Origin of the sequence: Clostridium sp. AM58-1XD, from assembly GCF_003464085.1 — a bacterium.
In the GTDB taxonomy this organism is placed as follows: domain Bacteria; phylum Bacillota; class Clostridia; order Lachnospirales; family Lachnospiraceae; genus Lachnoclostridium_A.
Genome location: NZ_QSDR01000016.1, coordinates 70,091 through 89,416 on the forward strand (window position 1 = coordinate 70,091; position 19,326 = coordinate 89,416).

A 19,326-nucleotide genomic window follows, 5' to 3' on the forward strand; every position below is an offset into this window, starting at 1 on the left:
CTTTTACTGTCCGGTCCATACAGGTATGGACTGGTCAATTTCATAGTCTTCCTGATTATATACGTAAAATGACCGGACACTGCAGAAGGTTCCTCTCCTGCTGTCTTTTTCAAGGTCAAGCTCTACATGAAGCGCCTGCCCCCGTTCCATGGAGATGTCCGTACGGATGGTGCGCTCGTTTTCATTATAATAATCTCCCATTATTTGTTTCAGCTTTTCAGAAGAAACAGAAGGAAAATTATTCATGCCGGAATCAGCTGCGAGTTTCTTTAGCCTGCTGTCCGCCATCGCTATAAAACGCTCTCCTTCAGTATCTGCCCTGTAGTATTCCTGAACAGCTTCCGCGTTGCGCTCCGCCAGGACAAGGTCATTTCTTGCACTGCTCAGCGACAACAGTCCAAAGGTAACGAGACACAGGACGATAAAAATCAAAATAAGGGACGATATTCCTATATTCATCTTCGTTTTCATCGTCGTCCTCCCGCTTCTGAACCTATATAAGAAGAAACGGTCAGCTCATATAATACCTTCCTGTCTCTGCTTCGGATCATCTGAATCGTCGCCGTTTCCATGGTTCCATTTTCCTCATCTTCCCGACTGACAGTCACATCTCCGTAAAAATCCGCAGTCCTGCTTCTTTCTTCCGTCTGAAATGCCTGTTCTGATTCCCACAAACTGTTCCAGGCAAAATGATAAGAATCCCCGTTTCTGTCAGCTCCTTTTGCAGTCTCCGGATAATTCTTATAATTCTCCAGCTCATCGGCCTTGAATATTTCCGCTATGCTCTCCGCCCTGGTAACCGCCTGATTTGTATCGGCAGCCAGTCGGCTCATGTTATCTGCTTTCACGAATAACAGAATACAAACAGCTGCACAGAGACTGAAAAAGAAGACCACTACGATCATCTCCATCATAAAAACAGAAGTCCCAAGACCACTTTTTTTAATATGTTCTTTCTCTTTCTCATTTTTTCCCGGCTTTCGGCTGATCATTGCCTATCACCTCCGCTCCTGACAGACAGCATAATCCTGCTGCCGGCTTCTCCTTCTGTGGTGATCGTAACGAGGCTGCCGTCTTTTTCCACATCCAGGCCGCTGCATTCCGTAATAGGGAGACCGTCCGAGAGTCCCAGACCGCTGTCTTCAAAGGTAAACAGCTCCCTGATCCAGCCATCCTGACTGTATATCCACGTTATATATGTTTCATCTTCTGTTTCCTGCCGGATTTCCAGTACAGGCGTTCCGTCAACTTCAGTCACGTCAATCAATCCCATCCTGTCCCCCTGGCGCACCTTATTCGCTACATAATGGAGCGCCGTGCAGCCTGAAAAGTTCTCCTCTGTTCTCCTGTTGATATTTTCATAGACCTTTCCGCCGATTAAAACAGTAAACAACGCGCAAAGTACAAATACGAGGAAGAGAATCATGGTGAACAAAACATTGACCGCCTGACCCTTACGGGCACTGAATTTCTTCATTATCATCCTCCCTGTTCCTCGCCCTGAATCTCCACAACCGTAATATCCGGCATAACATTCGAGGCGAAGCCGCTGTAGAAAACACTGTATTTTTTCCTGTCAATCTGAATGTTGTAGTTTTCTTCCAGATACTCCACACTTGGAGGATATCTTCCCTCAATGGCATAGCACTGGACAGAGGCCCTTCCAATGCTGGACCGCAGCGTTTCTGCCCCATTTTCATTTGCTTTCCTTGCAAATGCGATGGTTCCTGCTCCAAACAGGAGAAGGACCAATACAAAAATGAGCGCCGACATCAAATATCCGCCTGCGGCTTTCCAGCCTTCTTTCCCATTTTTTATCATATGCTCCGTCCTTTCATCCGATTGCAGAGAGGATCCCCACCAGCGGAAGCATAACCGACAGCAAGATAAATCCAACAGCTACAGCCAGTACTGCAACAAGCGTCGGTTCAAAGCGGGCAAGGATTCCGTCTATGGCTTCGTCTGCCTGTTCTTTATAGCTGTCGGAAATTTCCTCCATAACCTGATCGAGATGGCCGCTTCTCTGCCCCACCTGAATCATCTGAATGTGAAAACCACTGAATAATTCCGTTTTTTTCATGGACTGGTAGCAGTCGCTTCCGTCCTCCATCATGTCGCGGCAGGCCATAATCCTGTCCCTGATTCTGTCGTTTTCCACCAGGTCGGAAGCCAGCTCAAGCCCTTTTTCCATATCCATCCCACAGCGTATGGAAAGGGACATCACAGAAGCCAGACGCCGCTTTGCCACAGCTGCAGCGATCCTGCTTCTGCCTTTCACCGCATATATGCATTTTTCTGCCAGAGATACCTTCATGCCCATTGAAGACATGATATACGCACCGGACGCAGCAATCACCAGTACGGCTCCAATAAAAAGAGCCGTTCCGCTGAAAATTCCTCCCAAGCGGATTGCCGACTGAGCTGCAGGGGACATTTGCGCACCAAGCTGACTATATACGTTTTCAAATATGGGCATAACCTTTACAAATAAAACGAACAGAACTGCAAACAGCATAAATATCATCACGATCGGATATGTCACTGCATTTTTAATGTTTCTTAGAAGCTGGTATTCCTTTTCATAGTAATCTGACAAGGATGACATCATCTCATCGAGAGTACCTGTTTCCTGCCCCAGTCTGGCCATACGGACCACATAGGATGGAAATGCCCCTGTCTCTTCCAGTACCTGAAAAAAGGGCAGCCCCAGCTCCGATCCTTCCGCCATCGACAGCAGCATTTTCTTTTCAGCCTCATCTTTTGCATCCTGAGACATAATGGAAAGTCCCTCATCAAGAGGGACCGCTGCATTAAGGAGCATGGAGATCTGAAGGCAGAAAGCTGCCAGTTCCTGATATGTATATTTTTTATTTTTAATCTCTGACATATTCTTCTCCACACAAGGCTGCCGGCAGATCGTTCATGCCTGGCAGCCTTTTCATCTAAATCCTTTTTAACTGTAATAATACTAATAGGAATATTTTGCCTTATAATTCGAACTGTTCCCGATGTAATCCATGATTTCCTGACTCTTCTTTCCAGAAGATGCAAAGGTTGGATCCATCAGTTTCCAGTCCTGTCCGTCAAAATAAATTACGTTGTCCACCCAGCCAATGTTGTCCAGGTATACGCTGACCCATGCATGATAGATACTTCCCGTATAGCCTACCACCAGCTTAGTGGGTATATTCTGGGATCTCAGCATAGACGTCATCACCGCCGCATAATCAAAACAAATGCCCTTCTTCTGTGCCAGCACCTGGTCTACATTCGGCAGATATCCCGACTGGACCGACGAAGCTTTCGCATTGTCGTATACGATGTTATCTGTCACGTAATCATAGACATTCTTTACAATTCCGATCTGGTCCTGGGCGGAAGTCGCCAGACTTTTGGCGACAGTCACTACCTGGCTGGAGTCCGAGAAATTGACGTACTGGTTCGGGTACAGAAACGGCTTGAACTGGCTGGACAGCGTTACGTTCAGATCATTGCTGGAAGCCTGCATATACTGATTGCCTGAAATATTTTCGAATACCTTTACCGTATATGTACCGTTTCCCTCTGTAAACGGAAACACTTCATACGCATCCCTGGCATTCAGATCATACGTATATGTCTCCCCGCCAGACTTGATCACCTGGACCTTTATCTTTCCGCCGCTTCCGTTATATTTTACCATTACATAACCTTCGCTTATATTTGAAGCATCGACGGTCACTTTTTTATTTTCATATTTGGTCGTTCCCGGCGCAGACGGTATCAGGCTGCTCATCCTGCCAGGCACGCCTCCTTTTACAGAGGCGGCTGCCTCAAATCCTCCATAAGCCAGTCCGGATGCCATGACGACTGAGCACAGACCTGCTGCCAGAAATTTCTTCCATCGATTCACGATAATCCCTCTTTTCTTACAACCTCGCTTATTTCATCTGAAGACGCTGTCTTACGATTTCATAAGCAAGAACACCGGCTGCAACCGACGCATTCAGGGAATCAATATCACCTTTCATCGGTATGGATGCGGCCATATCGCACTTTTCTTTCACAAGACGGCCCACCCCTTCGCCTTCATTTCCGATCACAAGGCCGATCGGTCCTGTCAGATTCTGGCGATACATGACTTCTCCGCCCATATCTGCACAGACGAACCACAATCCTTTTTTCTTCAGTTCATCGATTGCGGCCCCAAGGTTGGTTACCTTGCAACCGGAGTATAATTCAAAGCTCCTGCCGATGTTCTGGCTACGGTAGCCGTAAGCCCTGCCGCTCTGTTTTTTGGAATAATGACGCCGTGAGCTCCTGCCAGGTTTGCCGTACGTATAATCGCCCCCAAATTATGAGGGTCTTCAATCCCATCCAGCAGAAAGATAAACGGCGGTTCGCCCTTCTCCTCTGCCAGTTTCAGGATATCGTCCACCTCTGCATATTCGTATGCCGCAGCATAAGCGATTACCCCCTGATGATGTCCCGTCGAAGACATCTGATCCAGACGCTCTTTCGCTGTAAAACGTACAATGGAAGACTGTTTTTTCGCTTCTCGCAGAATCGTCTGGACAGGGCCGTCCTTACAGCCTTCCAGAACAAACAGCTTATCGATTGTCTTACCGGAACGGTAGGCCTCAAGTACGGCATTCCTTCCTTCTATCGTCAGTTCCTCATATCTCATGTCGTTTCTCCTGCCTCCGTCTTCTCTTTATCCTCTGTATCCCCAAGCTCTCCGATTTTGGAAAGACCGGAGGCGATAATTTCCACCATACGTTCCATACGCCCTTTCAGATAGAGCCATCCAATCAGCGCTTCAAAGCCCGTGGCCATACGGTAGTCTTTCATCGTCGCGTTCTTCGCCATAGTCCCCGACTTGGCGTTGCGGCCGCGCCTGTAAACAGCTTTCTCTTCTTCCGTCAGCTCATCCTCCAGTAGTTTGTAAAGATTTGCCTGCGTCTCTGCCTTCACAAGGCCTGCTGTCCTCTTGTGCATCTTATTAACCTGCATGCTTCCGTGATTCATGACCTTGGTACGGATGATGATCTCATATGCTGCATCCCCGATATAGGCAAGGGCCAGAGGGGAATAGGAATCCGCATCCACATCATGAAGCTTTAATGCCTCACTGCAGCGTGCGGTTAAGCTCTTTTCCATTTAACGCCCTCTCTCGTATCCTCCAGAACGATTCCCTTTTCCAGAAGCTTTCCGCGGATTTCGTCTGCAAGGGCAAAGTTCTTATCCTTCCTGGCCTGCTGTCTTGCGGCGATCATCTCTTCGATTTCGCTGTCCAGCATCTCTTCCTTTTTCTCCGCAATGATTCCCATTACATCACAAAGCTTCACAACAGTATCCTTCATAAGGGAAATATATGCCTTTGTACTGTTTTCATCACCTGTGGAATTAGCCAGTTTTACGATCTCAAATACAGCAGCTATCGCGTCCGCCGTATTGAAGTCATCATCCATGGCAGCCTCATATTTTTCAACGAGGGACTTTAATTCCTTTTCATTTTCCTGTTCTGCATCCGTCAGAGCTTCGCCTGCTGCGCTCTTTAAAAGGTCGTTCATCTTATCCACGCAGTTCAGAATGCGGACAAGGCCGTTCTTGGAGGCTTCCATAAGGTCTGCACTGAAGTTCAACGGACTTCTGTAGTGGGCGCTCAGCATGAAGAATCTGAGCACCTGAAGGTCATATTTCTCGCTGATCTCTCTGACCGTAAAGAAATTGCCGAGAGATTTGGACATCTTCCTATTATCAATGTTCAGAAATGCGTTATGCATCCAGTATCTTGCAAATTCCTTTCCGTTTGCCGCCTCACTCTGGGCGATCTCATTTTCATGGTGTGGAAAGACGAGGTCTTCGCCGCCTGCATGAATATCGATCTGGTCTCCCAGGTATTTCTTAGACATGACGGAACACTCAATGTGCCAGCCGGGACGGCCGTTGCACCACGGGGACTCCCAGAAAGGCTCTCCGTCTTTCTTCGGCTTCCAGAGTACAAAATCCGTAGGATCTTCCTTTCCATCTTCTCCTGTTACCTTAATTTCACGGAAACCTGACTGCAGATCATCCAAATTCTTATGGGACAATTTCCCATATTCTTTAAAAGATTTCGTGCGGAAATAGACGGTGCCGTCTTCTGCCGCATATGCATGCCCCTTTTCAATCAGCTCTCCGATCATGTCCAGCATGCCGCAGATTTCTTCTGTAGCCAGCGGATGCCTCGTTGCCGGCTTAACATTCATACCTTCCATGTCTTTCTTGCATTCGGCAATATAGCGTTTGGAAATGGTATCCGCATCGACGCCTTCTTCGATGGCTTTTTTAATAATCTTATCGTCTACGTCAGTAAAATTCGACACATAGTTTACTTCATAACCTTTATATTCAAAATAGCGGCGTACGGTGTCGAATACGATCATCGGCCTGGCATTGCCGATATGGATGAAATTATACACGGTTGGACCGCAGACATACATTTTCACCTTTCCCGGTTCAAGCGGGACGAACTCGTCTTTTCTCCTCGTCAGCGTATTATAAATTTTCATGACTTTTCTCCTCTTTTCTTATACTGCTTCCGGCCGAACTCCTATCAGCCTTCTCTTTTACAGCCTCCGCAGCCGGAACACTTACCAGTATCTGCCTGCATTCTATCATAATAGCAATAATCACCACTGTCGTCAACAGGGTAATTGCAGAAGACGAGATTCCCTCGCCGGAGCCTGTAAATCCCAGCCCCTCCTCTGTGGTGGCCTTGATGCTGATCTGAGATATGTCAATATGAAGCGCTTCTGATATATGCATTCTCATCTCATCCCTATATGGTGCAAGCTTTGGCCTCTGGGCGATAACCGTAGCATCGATATTCTCAATCACAAAGCCCTTTTTGTCCAGCAGCTCTCCTACATTTTTTAAAAGTTGTATGCTGGAGACTCCTTCATATACAGGGTCCGTATCCGGAAATAGTTTTCCGATATCCCCCAGAGCTGCCGCTCCGAGCAGAGCATCCATTATTGCATGAACCAGCACGTCTGCATCCGAATGGCCCAGAAGTCCCTTTTCATAAGGAATCTCCACGCCGCCAAGAATCAGCTTTCTGTCTTCAACCAGCCTGTGTACATCATATCCCTGTCCTATTCTCATCGTCATACTCCTGTAGTTTTCATTTTTAAACCATCATCCTCAGTTTTTTCTGAATACAGCGCATCTGAATGTCTGTCTGCATAAGGCAGCTTTCTCCGTCCGCATGCACTGCCATCGGTCTGTCCATATGAATACTCACTTCACGGCAGTCAAAGTTCCGCACGCCGCGGTATTTTCGCTGTTTCCTCGTCAATGCATTTACGAGAAAGCTTAAAAGCTTCCATTTTCCGGAATGATGGGCAACACAAATCGTCAGCTTTCCATCCATGCAATTCGCCTGAGGCGCAAAACGGAAACCGCCGCCCTCATACGGATGAATATGAGCTGATATAAAATAAATATGATTAAATTCCACCTTCTGTACCCCGTCCAGGAGGATATATCCCTTTACGGGCCTTGCCAAAAGGAACTGCTTCATTCCTGTCAGGATATAATTCAGCTTACCCAAATAAAGCCTTTTTACACCTTGGTGAAGAAGGCTGTGGCAAACCGACGCATCCAGTCCGATACCGGCGCTCACGGCAAATCTTCTGTGAAGAATCTCATCTTCGCCATAGGATATGACCCCGTAGTCCAGCATCTTATGATATTTCGGATATAAAATCTTTTTCAGGCACCGGCTGCTGCTGGACGGCATCTTCAAGCTTCTTGCAAGATCATTTCCCCTTCCAGAAGGAATATAGCCCATTGTAACCGTTCCGCAGAAACATATTCCATCCAAGACCTCATTGACCGTACCGTCCCCTCCAACGGCCACAATGATTCTGGGATCTTTACAGCCTTCTGTCAGCTTTCTGGCAATTTCTCTTGCCTCTCCCGGCTCTCTGACTAGAAACAATTCATACTCAACACAGGCGTTCCCTAATTGTCTTTCCACTTGTCTGCATATTTTATACCCTCGACCATTCCCCGAATGTGGATTCGCAATAAAATAATACATGGAAAACCTCCTGTCACTTACTACCCATAGTATACCATAAAACAGGTAAATGAAAAAGAAAATTTCTATAAAATATTGTCAAAAAAGTATTGACAATTTAGACAATACCATTTATACTAATTTACGCAGTTACAATTGCAAAAGCAAGGTAACAGGCACGTCATTATGGGATCTTAGCTCAGCTGGGAGAGCATCTGCCTTACAAGCAGAGGGTCATAGGTTCGAGCCCTATAGGTCCCATTTTTTATTTTGAAATACCAACAGGAATAATTAAATTTTTTAAGCCCCTTCTGTGAAGGGGCTTTTTTACTTTCTAGGAAAGACCTTGTTCTTAATTTCTTCCGCCGTCAGGTCTGTAAAATGTCAGTGCTGTCATTACCGGAACGCACAGGATCACGCCAAACATATAGCGGACGATAATACATGGACCAGGTATAAGAGAAATCATATACCCCCACAGCACTGCTGAAAGGATTAAGTATGGATACCGTCTCCATGCCGCCAAAACAACGGTGCAGATCAAAACCATCCACGAATAAAAAGACGTATAAAAAACGATCGATAACATGGGCAGCGACTCCTGGATATTGCTGTCTGTAAACCAGCTGTATCCTCTTCTTAAAGCAGGAAAAAAGCTATGAGTCTCCACCACATGTTCCTCGTCAAAAGGCGGGCTCATGACAAACTCCACATAACAGCTCGAATCGCCTCCCATATACCATATCCCCATCGTGTTATAAACAGGCGCCAAAATAAACTCTCCCGTATATCTGCCGCCTAATCTCAGCCATAGATTCAGAAAATCCCTTTTGTGATCTTTCAGATAATCCACGTGAAGTCCGGATTTTACAGGATCGGACACATAATATGTATATCCGTTCATGGCATCTGCGGATATGAATTTCTCCATTTCCTCCTTATCATCTGAACTCAGCGAATCATTCTGCAGGACATACGTTCTGGCCAGCTGCTGACAGGGGATGCTCATCATTTCCCCAATACTTCCCTTACTGGCGCGGAGCGCTTTCTCCATCACGAAGAAGCTGCCGAAAGTACCAATCATACAGGCAAGAAACAGTACGGCAAACTGCAGCAGAATTTTATCCTTCTGTCCGGAAAAAGCTTTCATCCCCCATGCTCCAAAGCAGCAGAAGCCTGTAACGCCAAGCCCGTAAACAGCATTATTCCGAAACAGCCCCATGAGGATGGAGGCTGCAAGAAAAAGGATTAGCCTCCTTCCCCTGTAAATAGATTTCATAGTAACCATGTCGCAGATACACACAAAAAATATCAGAAAAAGGCAGCCAAATACAACATCTTTCGTCGTGCTGAGCCCTGTTATGGGGATAAATGGAAAAAGGATGTAGAAAGCCATTGCTGCCGTTCTCATTTTTCGGGACAAACGGATTTTCAACATAAATCGAACCGCAAATGCAATACTTCCGGAAAGGACCGCCAGCTGAACAAGTGAATGAATCGCCAAACCTGCTTGATAGGTACCGAAAATATTTTTTCCCATTTCTAATATCCCGCCTGCAAACAATGTGTGAATAAGGGGATGGTGAGTATTAAACGCCTTGTTTACGAACATCCCCCACTGCCAGATCATATCGTAACAGTACAAGCCTGGAAAAAACGCAAGAAAACACGGAAGATAGCACAGGAATAAAGTCAGCCATGTCTTGTAAAAAACCCGCTTTAGAGATCTGCGCCGACGGGCCGTTTCCGGCGGATTTCCGCCTTCATTTATCAGCTTAAAAAAGAACGGCTGCATCATAGGGCTGAGTATGACCGAACTCCCAACAATCCAGAATATAACCGGAATACTCCATTCCACTCCATCTGCATTAGCAGAAAGGCGAAGTCCCGTTCCCAGAATCTCAGTAAATATTAGAAGGAAGGAAAGTAGAAACGCAAAAGAAGCCGTTCTCCTGTCCCTTCCCCACTCTTCTCCTGATTTTTTTACCATTACCGCCGACAGCAAAAACACTCCAAAGGATATGACGCCTTTATTAAAATAGATTCTGTCATATAACCCATAAATTTTAACCAGTCCGCTGACCGCTGCAACAGCTCCCATGGCAATTATCATACTGCCTATCACTTGGTATTTCTTATATGTAATCACCCGGTAATCCATAAAAATCCTCCATTTGTCAGTAATTCCAATTATTTTAATCCCCTGTCTTTCTTTTAAAGTCTTCATTTACCTCCAGTAAATGAAATTCAAATTCCTGACGGTTTTTCTGAATAAGGGTCTGTAAAATAAGTCCTGAAAACAGGGACAGCAGGGCTGCTATTACGCAGAATCCACAGACAATTAATGTGGGGAAATGAGGAACCAGACCGGTTTTAATATACTCAATAAAAATGGGGACAAAAAAACAGGCTGATAATAGAAACAGGATCAGAGCCGCCATACCGAAAAATCTCACAGGCTTGTAATTCCTGTATAAATTAAATATGGTTTTTAATACCCGCATTCCGTCCGAAATCGTATTTAATTTTGATTCACTCCCGGCCGGCCTGTCCCGGTATTCAATAACGATACTTTTTATGTACATATTTTTATCGACTGCATGGACCGACATTTCCGTCTCAATCTCAAAGCCTTTTGAAAGCACCGGAAACGACTTCACAAACTGATAACTGAAAGCCCTGTAGCCAGTCATGATATCACTGATACTGCTCCTGAACAAATGATTGATGCAGAAACGCACCATGGAATTTCCCATGTTATGAAACGGCCTTTTATTCTCCACAAAATAAGTGGACGACAGGCGGTCGCCTATCACCATATCCGCCTGCCCCGCTAAGATTTGATCCGCCATGCTTCTGCCCGCGTCCGCAGGATATGTATCGTCACCGTCAATCATAATATAACAGCGGGCATCGATTTCCCGGAACATCCTTCTGACGACATTCCCTTTTCCCTGCCGGCTCTCGTACCGTACGACCGCGCCGGCCTCTTTCGCCAATATGTCGGTCCCGTCTGTGGAATTGTTATCATATACGTAAATAACCGCTTCCGGAAGCTCCCGTTTCCAGTCATTTACTACTTTTCCTATTGTCTGGCTCTCGTTAAAACAGGGGATTAACACTGCAATTTCATCCATTTTGTATCTCCTGGTGTTCATTCACTCTCTGTCCATGCCCCGTCCGAACCAACGGTATAACCGTCCGGCGTTACCGTATCATGAAGCATATAACCGTCCGGTCCAAAATAATATTGTTTTCCATTAATCTCTCTCCACGTATTTACCGGATATGAGCCGTCTGTATCTCTATACCACCAGCCATTCTCATCCTGCATCCAATGATCTTCCGTAGAGTCTGAAGGGGCGGAACCATTCGCGTAAATTACATATTTTGACAGATATCCTAGTGATTCTTTCGTATATCCCGATGGCATTTTAAACAGATAAATATTCGCATCGATATCGTAATCATCATATTCTTCAATCACATACTGCAAATAATGATATCCCGTCGTATCTGCTAAACCTAAAACAATCGGATCTATTTCAGATGGAGAAATCTCCTTTAGTTCAACGGGCTTCCTTGTATATAAATGGTATATAAATTCTCCTATCACGCTCTCCATAGTCTTGCCGGGATCCACCGGTACGAGATCCGAAACATAAATGACATCCGCTCCCTCTACAATCCCCATATATCTTTTGTTCTGTTCATTCTCTATATAGACCTGTAATTCCTGTCCAAACAGCTTCATTCTGTTCGTGTCCTCGACTGCGAAAGCTGTTATGGAACCGGCTGCGGATAAACAGGCTGCCATTCCTATTATTGCCAGACTCTTTGCTGCTTTTCGTAAGGATACTGCTTTTTTTAATCCATCGTTCTTCATATCTTTTCCTCTCTTCAACCCTTTTCCTTGGTTTTTGTGGTGAGAATCACGGATTCCTCATATCCCGCTCCTGTATAATAACTGTTGTATCGACATTTACAAAGTTCCACATGTAATCGATGTCAGAATCCCGTATACCAATACATCCTCTGGTTTCATCCGTAATCCCTCTTTTTCCATGTATCATAATTTCACCGCCCAACGGAGTATACCAGTCTGGTTATCCTTCCTGTTCGATTGCATGAACAATTTTGCTATAGTGGCCGGCTGATATCAATCCTTGTGACAATCCTCGTTTTGCGTCCTCGATATTGGGATATGATAATCCCCTTCCATCTCCTTATCACCTGTTAATGCTCCTGCTATCCCCAGGCAATGATAAATCTTTTCTCCATTCAGCCAAGGCTCCATCTGATGGCTAAATTTATCAAATACAAGTGATCCGTTCACACTTTTTCCTGCCACTCATTTACTGAATATGATCCATCATCATTTAAATAGCGCCACCCTGTTTCATCTTGCGCCTATTCCCCCGCAAATGAAATCATTGGACTTGATAAACAAAATAGAAAGGTCAATATTGTGCTTTTTATCAAAGTCCTCATAGTATCCTCCGAATTATTGTCTTATAGTTACCGAAACGCCAATTGACTAATTCAACATATCTTCGGTAACTGCGCCTGTGGAGCTTGCTACAGTCACATAAACCATGCCATTTTCTACCTTCCATTTATATCTGTATATCCTGTTCGGACTATACATAACGGCGCACTTATTACAAATATCGTGTGCTAATTCCGCAGAAACTTCGTCGGAGTTCGATACTGTAAAAGTATGTTTTACTACGCCTGTAAGCTTAGGATCTGTTTTTTTAGCTTCTGCGCACACACTGCTATAGCTTGCTTTCCATTTATTTGCAAAATCCATTTTCCACGCTTCTAACGACTCATTCATTGCAATCTTATGATTCATTGCACGTATTTCTTTAATGATTGCTTCATAATTTTCTTCCGATATCATACCCAGCATTAATACTGCATCGTATCGAAGTTCAAATTCATCTGCATAAACTCCATCCATCCAGTTTTTCACAAGTACATCATAAATTTCTTTCCCAAATTCGCCATATCTGCCCATACCTGCCACCGGATCGCCTTGTGAGGTTCTTCCGTACCATGTGCCATCATCCTCCACGTCAAAAACTTCTACCTGTATCTTTGTTCCGTCTCCTGCGTCAATTTCCATAAATTTTCTTACAGAATCAATCACGACACCGTCCGTACCGACATAATAATTATCTGGTGTCCACGAACTACGGAGCATATAGCCATCAGCCCCAATGTAGTACCACAGCCCCTCTGAATCCTGATACCAGGAATTTGTTATGTAAGAACCATCGCTATTTTTCGCTTTCCATCCCTTAGAATCCTGTACCCATCCGTCCGCAAAGGAGGTAATTGAAGTTGAAACTGATAAGCATAATGCAAGTATTAATACGATTAATCTTTTAATTGACTTCCTCATACTATAATTCTCCTAATATTTTTCCTATTATTTAAGAGTAATAAAATCGACTGACTTCTTCCGCCTTTTTGCTGTTTTCGTGTTTAAAGTTGTAACGGATACATTTTCTTCATACCTTCTTTACCTCACTTTTATTTTTTATTCTGCTTGCAAAACTCTTCGGTCTTTCCCTGATTTACATAATGCAAATCATCTTTCACCTCATATCCTTACTATAAACTATTAGTTGTTTATTTTCAACTATAAGTTGTAATTCGATTTTAATTTGCCGCCTTTCATTTAAAATAAAGAGTAAAATACGATAACCTGCACGCTCTGCGCACAGGTCGCTATCAGTAATTAATTTGAATAAATATTTTCTTGAAAAAATTGTAAAATAAAGTGTTGACAATTAAAACAATTCGTATTATACTATCTAAGCAGTCGAGAGAAACAAGCACTGCAAACAACAGAATATGGCGGAATAGCTCAGTTGGCTAGAGCACACGGTTCATACCCGTGGTGTCGAGAGTTCAAATCTCCCTTCCGCTACTGAAAATCCCTCGTAAGTTTATGGCTTACGAGGGATTTTTTGGTGTCACAGTAAAAATAAACCATCTGCTCTGCAGGTGGAGAGAATATCTTCAGATAAAAGCAACTCCTGTGCTAAAATAGATGTAGGTCTGCAAACCACAAATAAAAAAGCACAGAAGGTCCAATAATGGACAATAATAGTTTAGCTCATACAAAATGGGATTGCAAGTATCATCTGGTTTTTGCACCAAAATATCGTAGGCAGGTAATATATAAAGATATCAAGGCCGATGTAGGCCAAATACTAGGGACCTTATGCCGAAAAAAAGGGATTGAGATAATCGAGGCGCAATGCATGCCAGATCATTTCCATATGCTGGTAAGCATTCCGCCCAATATTCAGTGTCAGAGATGGTGGGATATTTCAAAAGAAAAAGTTCACTCATGATATTCGAGAAGCATGCGAACCTAAAGTATAAGTACGGAAATCGTCATTTCTGGTGCCGTGGATATTACGTGGACACAGTAGGGAAGAATACGGCGGCCATAAAGGCATACATACAAAATCAGATAAAGGAGGACTTTGAATATGACCATATGACGTTAGTAGAGTACATTGACCCGTTTACGGGTGAGCCGGTGAAGAAAAACAAGAAGTAAGACTCTTAAGAGTCAGTAGGTAGTCAAAGCAAACCAGCAAGCCCCCCTTAGAGGCTAAGCGGGAGTAAGGAAGTGCTTTATCAATACCCCCAACGTACAATAACAATGCCAGAGCCACCAGATGCAGAGCCAGTTGTGCCAACACCCTTTCTGGTTCCTGCACCACCTCCACCGCCTCCGGTATTGGCGTCTCCAGGTGTTGGTTCTATATTATTAACTTTTTCCCCTCCATGTCCGCCACCACCAACACCGCCATTACCATACCAATACCCTTGGTTTCCGCTTTTATTGTACCATCCGCCGCCTCCACCGCCTCCAGAATACAAAGTTCCATTTGATTCTTCAAAGGCACGTGTCGTAATTCCCTGTCCATAATTTTTTATATTGTAAACATTTGCTTCATTCTCCATTGCATCTTGATCTAGAATATATCCATTACTACTGTAAGCGTTTTCACCATCACTACAGCCAATTGTATTTCCTTCTACACTGGCCCCTCCTGCTGATCCTCCAGAGCCAGGAGAACCAGCATCATAATACGCAGTACTCGAACTCTGTGCTGTAAAACCTCCACGTGAAAAACAGAGGGAACCTAACGAGGAAGATCCTCCTCTTGATACTTGATTCCATGTTTTTTTGCTATTATTCGTATTCGAATTGCCTCCAGCGGCTCCAGCGCCTATAGTAACAGCATATGTCTGCCCCGAAATAACAGACGCGTGTATTTTTGTCCTTGTATAACCAGCTCCGCCTCCGCAACCACCTTTATCATATGTCGTTGAGGCATTGTTCTGGCCACCGCCTCCTCCTCCTCCAACGCAAAATATGTCAATACATGTTGTGTTCGCCGGTACAGTAAACGTTCCGGAAGAAGTAAATATCTGCTGTCCTCTTGCTTTAGTTGATGCTGCAGCCTGTAAATATCCAGAATACATATTCCCTGCTGAACATGTGCAATACACCCATATTCGAAAATAATATGCAGTTCCGCTGCTCCCTTCCTGAGCGCCACCGATAATTACGCTGGAACTGCCTCCTAATGCCGCATTGTTTCCTGTTCCCTGATAGAAAAGCTGTCCGTCCGATATGTTGCCTGGATAACCGCCTAGTTTCCCTCTGATTATGACTCCGGAATATGGTCCATTTGACGGCCATTTCCATGTACATGTAAACTGGGTTGCTGAGTAAGCTGCAACACTAAAAGAAGCTGCTGGACTTACCGCCATATTTCCCGTCCGTTTGACCCCATCCTTCCAGTATGTTTTTCCATTATAGACATACTTATCCTCTGCTGTTGCACCGCCCGTCTGGCTCGCCAGACTGTTGGCAGTCACCTTCCCGGCTCCATTGTGATATCCTGTGGGAATCGTATAGCTTCCGCCACTGTTCAGTGCTGCCGTCTTTGCTCCCTGGTTTGCCATGGTTCCCGTTCTCTTCGTTTTTGCATTCACGTTATAATACGTCTTTCCCGCAAGTACAGTGGAATCCGCCGCGTCTCCGGTCAATTCCAGCGTACCGGCAGCTGGCTCATCACTTCCTCTTACTCCAGCGGTCTTTCCTTTCAATACGTCAGCTGCTGCCGCTGTCAATTCATCCGTATCCAGGCCGCTGCCGCCACCTGCATTTGTATATACCGGCATTCTTTAATCCTCCTTTGTATTTTTCACTGCGCTCGTTCCCCGTTATAAAAAAGCGAGAAACGTCTTGACCCGACGGTCAAGCTATGCAGCCAATAGTTCCGCGCTTTCCATGCACATCACTATCTTTTGTTATGATCATCATACACCAGTATTCGGGACAATTTGTCCCCATTTAAATATATTTGTAAACCTCCCATCAACGTAAAAAAAGCCTGGAATTCTCCAGACTTTTTCTTTTTATGTATACCTGCTGTTCTGTTGATTTACATCCAGTCCGCTATCCGCCCTATTGCTTTTCCGCCTGCTTTCTGGCCTCTGTCATATCATTTCTCCAGGAATCCAGTTCCTCTATCGTAGGCTTTCTGCCCTCTGCAATTGCCTTTCGGCACGGTTCCAGCATAGGCAGTTCTGCTGCCGCTGCCCTCCTGCATGCTTCTGCCAGCACAGGAGCGATCTCGTGAGGAATTTTTACTACGCCATGGATGTCCGCATGCAGTAGATCTCCTGGATATATATCAAGCCCAAGTATAGAAACGGGGCAGCCGCATTCCACCACATGCGTATATCCGTGAGCCACTTCAACAGATGTGGAGAAGAACTGAAATCCCAGTTCTCCGGCCTCTTTAATATCCCTGACGCCCCCGTCGGTCAGCGTTCCCACACAGCCGATGGATTTATGTACCGTCGCCTGGACTTCTCCCCAAAATGCCGCCGCAGGCTCTTTGTCAATGTCCTGAACCACGGCGATTGTAGGATCAGCCATTCCTCTTACATGCCCGTAATATTCCATCAGCTTCTGATGAGCATCCGGCCGTGGAAATCTGCCTCCGGCCTTTGCCGTTGCCGCATATCCCACCATCGGCTTTCCTGCAGGCGTCCGGAGGATCATGCCCGGCTTCATATAGCCCTCCACCCGGCTTCTGCAATGAAATGTTTCCAGCGCATTACATACAGTAGGTGTGTCGAACATCTCCAGTTCTTCAATCTGTTCCTTTGTCAGTTTTTTCATGGCACTTCTCCTTTTGTTCATCTCTATATTGCGCTCCGTCCCTGTATTTACGCCGTCTGCCTTTGTCTCACGGCCCGTATACAGGCTGCGATTACAATTATTGCCGTTGCTGCTAAGATTGTTCCTGATATGGGAGATGTTAAAAACGGGACAAAGTTTCCAAGGCTTCTCTGCATGCCCCGGCAGTAATTGAGCTCTATAATCGGTCCCAGTATCATTCCCAAAATCACTGTAGCCAAGGAAAATCCCAATTTTTCCAAGGCAAATCCCAGTAGCCCAAAACCAATCATACACCACACATCAAATATGCGGTTATTCACAGTATAAGCTCCTACTCCGCAGAGGGCTGCCACAACAGGAAGCAGAATATAACTTTTTATAGTCAGTATTCTGACGAATATACGTATTCCAAAATACTCCACAACCAACATGAAAAAATGAGCCAGAAGCGCTGCTGCGAATACACTGTATACAAGTCTTGCCTCTTTTTCAAAAAGCAGCGGTCCCGGCGTAATCCCATGAATCATAAATGCTGCCAGAAGGATAGCGGTTGTGTTATCTCCCGGTATTCCCAAGGTCATAAGTGGAATCATTGCACCTCCTACAGTTGCATTGTTGGAAGTCTCTGAAGCTACAATACCATCTATAATACCGGTTCCGAATTTTTCTGGGTAATGAGATTTCTTCTTTACTGCCGCATAAGCCGCCAGATTTGATACGCTTCCTCCAAGTCCAGGTAGTATCCCTATCCCCACACCGATTAGAGCTGACAAAATTGCATTTCCTGTCTGCTCTTTCATTTCTTTCAATGAAAATCCAAACCCTTTCATACGGAATTTCAACACTTTACCCTGATCGGTCCCTAATTCTCGGTTTCCTGCGTTCAGCAGCTGTGATACTGCATAAAATCCGATCATAACCGTCAAAATATTAAATCCTCCTCGCAGATCCTTTAGGCCAAAAGTATATCTAGGAAACGGGCTGATCGATCCGACTCCCACGAATGAGATAAAAAATCCAATAACAGCGCCAATAAGGCTTTTGAGCATGGAGCCGCTGCCCACAGCTGAAATAATCGTCAATGCAAAAATTCCTACTGCAAAATATTCATAATAGCTGAATTGCAGCGTCACTTTTGCCAGCAGCGGTGCCATAATCGACAGCAATACTATGCTGATAATGCCTCCGATAAAGGAGAATACAATTCCGATTCCCAAAGCTCTTCCTGCTTCCCCTTTTTCCGCCATCGGAGCTCCGTCGAATGTGGTAGCCATTGCGGCCGGTGTACCCGGAATTTTAAGCAGCACTGCCGATATCAGTCCGCCTGACATACTGCCTACATATAGAGAAATCATAAGCGCCAAAGAAGTTACGGAATTGAATCCGAACGACAGAGGAAGAAACAGCGCCAGAGTCATGGCTCCTGATATACCCGGAGTCGCTCCTCCGATTATTCCAAATACAGTTCCAACCAGCATCATTCCCAGCACATGAGGATTGAGAATATCAGCACATCCCCCGAGCAGCAAATCCCACATACCAATTCCCCCCTTTATTTCAGAATGCCGGCCGGCAGCTGAACGTGAAACACAAGTACAAATATTCCATAAACTGCGGCGGTAACAGCGATAGAGATCAAGACGAACACTGCCTTCTTTCTTTCCTGTTTCGGACATAATATCATGATCAATGAGAAGATAAATATAGGCGTAGAGATCAGATAACCTGCCTTCTTTAAAACTGCAGCATACATAAGAAATACTGCCAGAATTGATATCGTACGGACAGTAATTCCCATCTTTCTGCCGCCAGACGCTGCCTGTCCCTGGGCCTGTTCTTCTTTCCTGTTCTCCATCAATGATGTTCCTGAAAGCAGCGCTCCCAGCACACACAAAATTACAGCACACAGCCGCGGCACTGTTGACGCGCTGACACCTCCTGATGTATCTTTTATGTGAAAGGAGGAAAGATAGGCGATTCCTCCCATGATCATTACCGACAATCCAATGCACATATCTTTTTGTTTGTCCGTAAAAGTTTTCATCCC

At 45.0% G+C, this 19,326-nt stretch carries 19 protein-coding genes, 2 tRNA genes and 3 pseudogenes; 3 read left to right on the top strand and 21 right to left on the bottom strand.

The genetic code is table 11. From position 1 onward, the window contains the following. Positions 1–3: 3 nt before the first annotated feature. The 11 genes and pseudogenes from DXA13_RS11420 to DXA13_RS11470 all read right to left on the bottom strand — a co-directional run bounded on the left by DXA13_RS11420 (position 4) and on the right by DXA13_RS11470 (position 8,068). On the bottom strand, positions 4–471 hold the full coding sequence (locus tag DXA13_RS11420) for a hypothetical protein (RefSeq protein ID WP_118244526.1): 468 nt from the start codon (positions 469–471) through the stop codon (positions 4–6). After that, the gene (locus DXA13_RS11425; protein ID WP_118244528.1) at positions 468–992 is read right to left on the bottom strand and encodes a hypothetical protein; all 525 of its coding nucleotides are present in this window, start codon (positions 990–992) and stop codon (positions 468–470) included. The genes DXA13_RS11420 and DXA13_RS11425 overlap by 4 nt, the downstream gene beginning before the upstream one ends. Then, positions 989–1,477, bottom strand: coding sequence for a DUF4860 domain-containing protein (locus DXA13_RS11430; RefSeq protein WP_118244530.1), 489 nt, complete (start codon positions 1,475–1,477; stop codon positions 989–991). The genes DXA13_RS11425 and DXA13_RS11430 overlap by 4 nt, the downstream gene beginning before the upstream one ends. Before the next feature lie 2 nt (positions 1,478–1,479). Next, positions 1,480–1,821, bottom strand: coding sequence for a hypothetical protein (locus DXA13_RS11435; protein ID WP_118244532.1), 342 nt, complete (start codon positions 1,819–1,821; stop codon positions 1,480–1,482). 13 nt (positions 1,822–1,834) lie between these two features. Further along, entirely contained in the window at positions 1,835–2,887 is a 1,053-nt protein-coding gene (locus DXA13_RS11440; RefSeq protein WP_118244534.1) for a type II secretion system F family protein, read from the bottom strand. Between the two features lie 81 nt (positions 2,888–2,968). Continuing rightward, positions 2,969–3,892 carry a transglutaminase-like domain-containing protein gene (locus tag DXA13_RS11445; protein WP_243009086.1) on the bottom strand — a complete coding sequence of 308 codons (924 nt, stop codon included), beginning with the start codon at positions 3,890–3,892 and terminating at the stop codon, positions 2,969–2,971. 28 nt (positions 3,893–3,920) lie between these two features. Next, positions 3,921–4,666: pseudogene (gene rlmB / locus DXA13_RS11450) on the bottom strand (23S rRNA (guanosine(2251)-2'-O)-methyltransferase RlmB). Further along, positions 4,663–5,139: a ribonuclease III domain-containing protein gene (locus DXA13_RS11455; protein WP_118244536.1), complete on the bottom strand. Its 477-nt coding sequence runs from the start codon at positions 5,137–5,139 to the stop codon at positions 4,663–4,665. Before DXA13_RS11455 ends, rlmB begins: the two are co-directional and overlap by 4 nt. Beyond that, complete coding sequence (gene cysS / locus DXA13_RS11460) at positions 5,124–6,533, bottom strand: cysteine--tRNA ligase (RefSeq protein ID WP_118244538.1); 1,410 nt, start codon at positions 6,531–6,533, stop codon at positions 5,124–5,126. The genes DXA13_RS11455 and cysS overlap by 16 nt, the downstream gene beginning before the upstream one ends. Before the next feature lie 44 nt (positions 6,534–6,577). Beyond that, a pseudogene (gene ispF, locus DXA13_RS11465) lies at positions 6,578–7,128 on the bottom strand (2-C-methyl-D-erythritol 2,4-cyclodiphosphate synthase). 25 nt (positions 7,129–7,153) lie between these two features. Next, on the bottom strand, positions 7,154–8,068 hold the full coding sequence (locus DXA13_RS11470; RefSeq protein WP_118244540.1) for a diacylglycerol kinase family protein: 915 nt from the start codon (positions 8,066–8,068) through the stop codon (positions 7,154–7,156). Positions 8,069–8,235: 167 nt separating this feature from the next. On the opposite strand from DXA13_RS11470, the gene DXA13_RS11475 reads away from it, so the two are divergent. Further along, positions 8,236–8,308 (top strand) — tRNA-Val (locus DXA13_RS11475). 91 nt (positions 8,309–8,399) lie between these two features. Here DXA13_RS11475 and DXA13_RS11480 read toward each other — a convergent pair. From DXA13_RS11480 to DXA13_RS11500, 6 genes are all read right to left on the bottom strand, one after another. After that, positions 8,400–10,274 (bottom strand): DUF6020 family protein, encoded by a 1,875-nt coding sequence (locus DXA13_RS11480; protein WP_118244542.1) that lies wholly within the window; start codon positions 10,272–10,274, stop codon positions 8,400–8,402. Beyond that, on the bottom strand, positions 10,243–11,184 hold the full coding sequence (locus DXA13_RS11485; RefSeq protein ID WP_118244544.1) for a glycosyltransferase family 2 protein: 942 nt from the start codon (positions 11,182–11,184) through the stop codon (positions 10,243–10,245). Before DXA13_RS11485 ends, DXA13_RS11480 begins: the two co-directional genes overlap by 32 nt. Before the next feature lie 17 nt (positions 11,185–11,201). After that, positions 11,202–11,933: a hypothetical protein gene (locus DXA13_RS11490; protein WP_118244548.1), complete on the bottom strand. Its 732-nt coding sequence runs from the start codon at positions 11,931–11,933 to the stop codon at positions 11,202–11,204. Positions 11,934–11,979: 46 nt separating this feature from the next. After that, a complete protein-coding gene (locus DXA13_RS11495) occupies positions 11,980–12,135 on the bottom strand; it encodes a L,D-transpeptidase (RefSeq protein ID WP_278287045.1) in 156 nt (51 codons plus the stop codon). A gap of 71 nt (positions 12,136–12,206) precedes the next feature. Next, positions 12,207–12,383, bottom strand: coding sequence for a hypothetical protein (locus DXA13_RS21020; RefSeq protein WP_181995636.1), 177 nt, complete (start codon positions 12,381–12,383; stop codon positions 12,207–12,209). Positions 12,384–12,584: 201 nt separating this feature from the next. Further along, the gene (locus DXA13_RS11500; RefSeq protein ID WP_118244553.1) at positions 12,585–13,457 is read right to left on the bottom strand and encodes a hypothetical protein; all 873 of its coding nucleotides are present in this window, start codon (positions 13,455–13,457) and stop codon (positions 12,585–12,587) included. Positions 13,458–13,914: 457 nt separating this feature from the next. On the opposite strand from DXA13_RS11500, the gene DXA13_RS11505 reads away from it, so the two are divergent. Both DXA13_RS11505 and tnpA read left to right on the top strand, forming a co-directional pair. Further along, positions 13,915–13,988 (top strand) — tRNA-Met (locus tag DXA13_RS11505). 169 nt (positions 13,989–14,157) lie between these two features. Further along, positions 14,158–14,630 (top strand): annotated as a pseudogene (gene tnpA, locus DXA13_RS11510) (IS200/IS605 family transposase). Positions 14,631–14,710: 80 nt separating this feature from the next. On the opposite strand, the gene DXA13_RS11515 reads toward tnpA, so the two are convergent. The 4 genes from DXA13_RS11515 to DXA13_RS11530 all read right to left on the bottom strand — a co-directional run bounded on the left by DXA13_RS11515 (position 14,711) and on the right by DXA13_RS11530 (position 19,323). Further along, positions 14,711–16,270 (bottom strand): glycine-rich domain-containing protein, encoded by a 1,560-nt coding sequence (locus DXA13_RS11515; protein WP_118244555.1) that lies wholly within the window; start codon positions 16,268–16,270, stop codon positions 14,711–14,713. Between the two features lie 286 nt (positions 16,271–16,556). Beyond that, entirely contained in the window at positions 16,557–17,279 is a 723-nt protein-coding gene (locus DXA13_RS11520; protein ID WP_118244557.1) for an RraA family protein, read from the bottom strand. A 47-nt stretch (positions 17,280–17,326) separates the two neighbouring features. After that, a complete protein-coding gene (locus DXA13_RS11525; RefSeq protein ID WP_118244559.1) occupies positions 17,327–18,817 on the bottom strand; it encodes a tripartite tricarboxylate transporter permease in 1,491 nt (496 codons plus the stop codon). Between the two features lie 14 nt (positions 18,818–18,831). Beyond that, entirely contained in the window at positions 18,832–19,323 is a 492-nt protein-coding gene (locus DXA13_RS11530; RefSeq protein WP_118244561.1) for a tripartite tricarboxylate transporter TctB family protein, read from the bottom strand. Between the last annotated feature and the right edge of the window lie 3 nt (positions 19,324–19,326).

Excerpts from the sequence above, each read along its gene's own strand:
- DXA13_RS11420 (WP_118244526.1), bottom strand. The coding sequence starts at position 471 with ATGAAAACGAAGATGAATATAGGAATATCGTCCCTTATTTTGATTTTT.
- DXA13_RS11430 (WP_118244530.1), bottom strand. The coding sequence starts at position 1,477 with ATGAAGAAATTCAGTGCCCGTAAGGGTCAGGCGGTCAATGTTTTGTTC.
- DXA13_RS11525 (WP_118244559.1), bottom strand. The coding sequence starts at position 18,817 with ATGTGGGATTTGCTGCTCGGGGGATGTGCTGATATTCTCAATCCTCAT.
- DXA13_RS11500 (WP_118244553.1), bottom strand. The coding sequence starts at position 13,457 with ATGAGGAAGTCAATTAAAAGATTAATCGTATTAATACTTGCATTATGC.
- DXA13_RS11530 (WP_118244561.1), bottom strand. The coding sequence starts at position 19,323 with ATGAAAACTTTTACGGACAAACAAAAAGATATGTGCATTGGATTGTCG.
- DXA13_RS11470 (WP_118244540.1), bottom strand. The coding sequence starts at position 8,068 with ATGTATTATTTTATTGCGAATCCACATTCGGGGAATGGTCGAGGGTAT.
- DXA13_RS11490 (WP_118244548.1), bottom strand. The coding sequence starts at position 11,933 with ATGAAGAACGATGGATTAAAAAAAGCAGTATCCTTACGAAAAGCAGCA.
- DXA13_RS11515 (WP_118244555.1), bottom strand. The coding sequence starts at position 16,270 with ATGCCGGTATATACAAATGCAGGTGGCGGCAGCGGCCTGGATACGGAT.
- DXA13_RS11440 (WP_118244534.1), bottom strand. The coding sequence starts at position 2,887 with ATGTCAGAGATTAAAAATAAAAAATATACATATCAGGAACTGGCAGCT.
- DXA13_RS11480 (WP_118244542.1), bottom strand. The coding sequence starts at position 10,274 with ATGAAGACTTTAAAAGAAAGACAGGGGATTAAAATAATTGGAATTACT.
- DXA13_RS11520 (WP_118244557.1), bottom strand. The coding sequence starts at position 17,279 with ATGAAAAAACTGACAAAGGAACAGATTGAAGAACTGGAGATGTTCGAC.
- DXA13_RS11425 (WP_118244528.1), bottom strand. The coding sequence starts at position 992 with ATGATCAGCCGAAAGCCGGGAAAAAATGAGAAAGAGAAAGAACATATT.
- DXA13_RS11485 (WP_118244544.1), bottom strand. The coding sequence starts at position 11,184 with ATGGATGAAATTGCAGTGTTAATCCCCTGTTTTAACGAGAGCCAGACA.
- DXA13_RS11435 (WP_118244532.1), bottom strand. The coding sequence starts at position 1,821 with ATGATAAAAAATGGGAAAGAAGGCTGGAAAGCCGCAGGCGGATATTTG.
- DXA13_RS11455 (WP_118244536.1), bottom strand. The coding sequence starts at position 5,139 with ATGGAAAAGAGCTTAACCGCACGCTGCAGTGAGGCATTAAAGCTTCAT.
- cysS (WP_118244538.1), bottom strand. The coding sequence starts at position 6,533 with ATGAAAATTTATAATACGCTGACGAGGAGAAAAGACGAGTTCGTCCCG.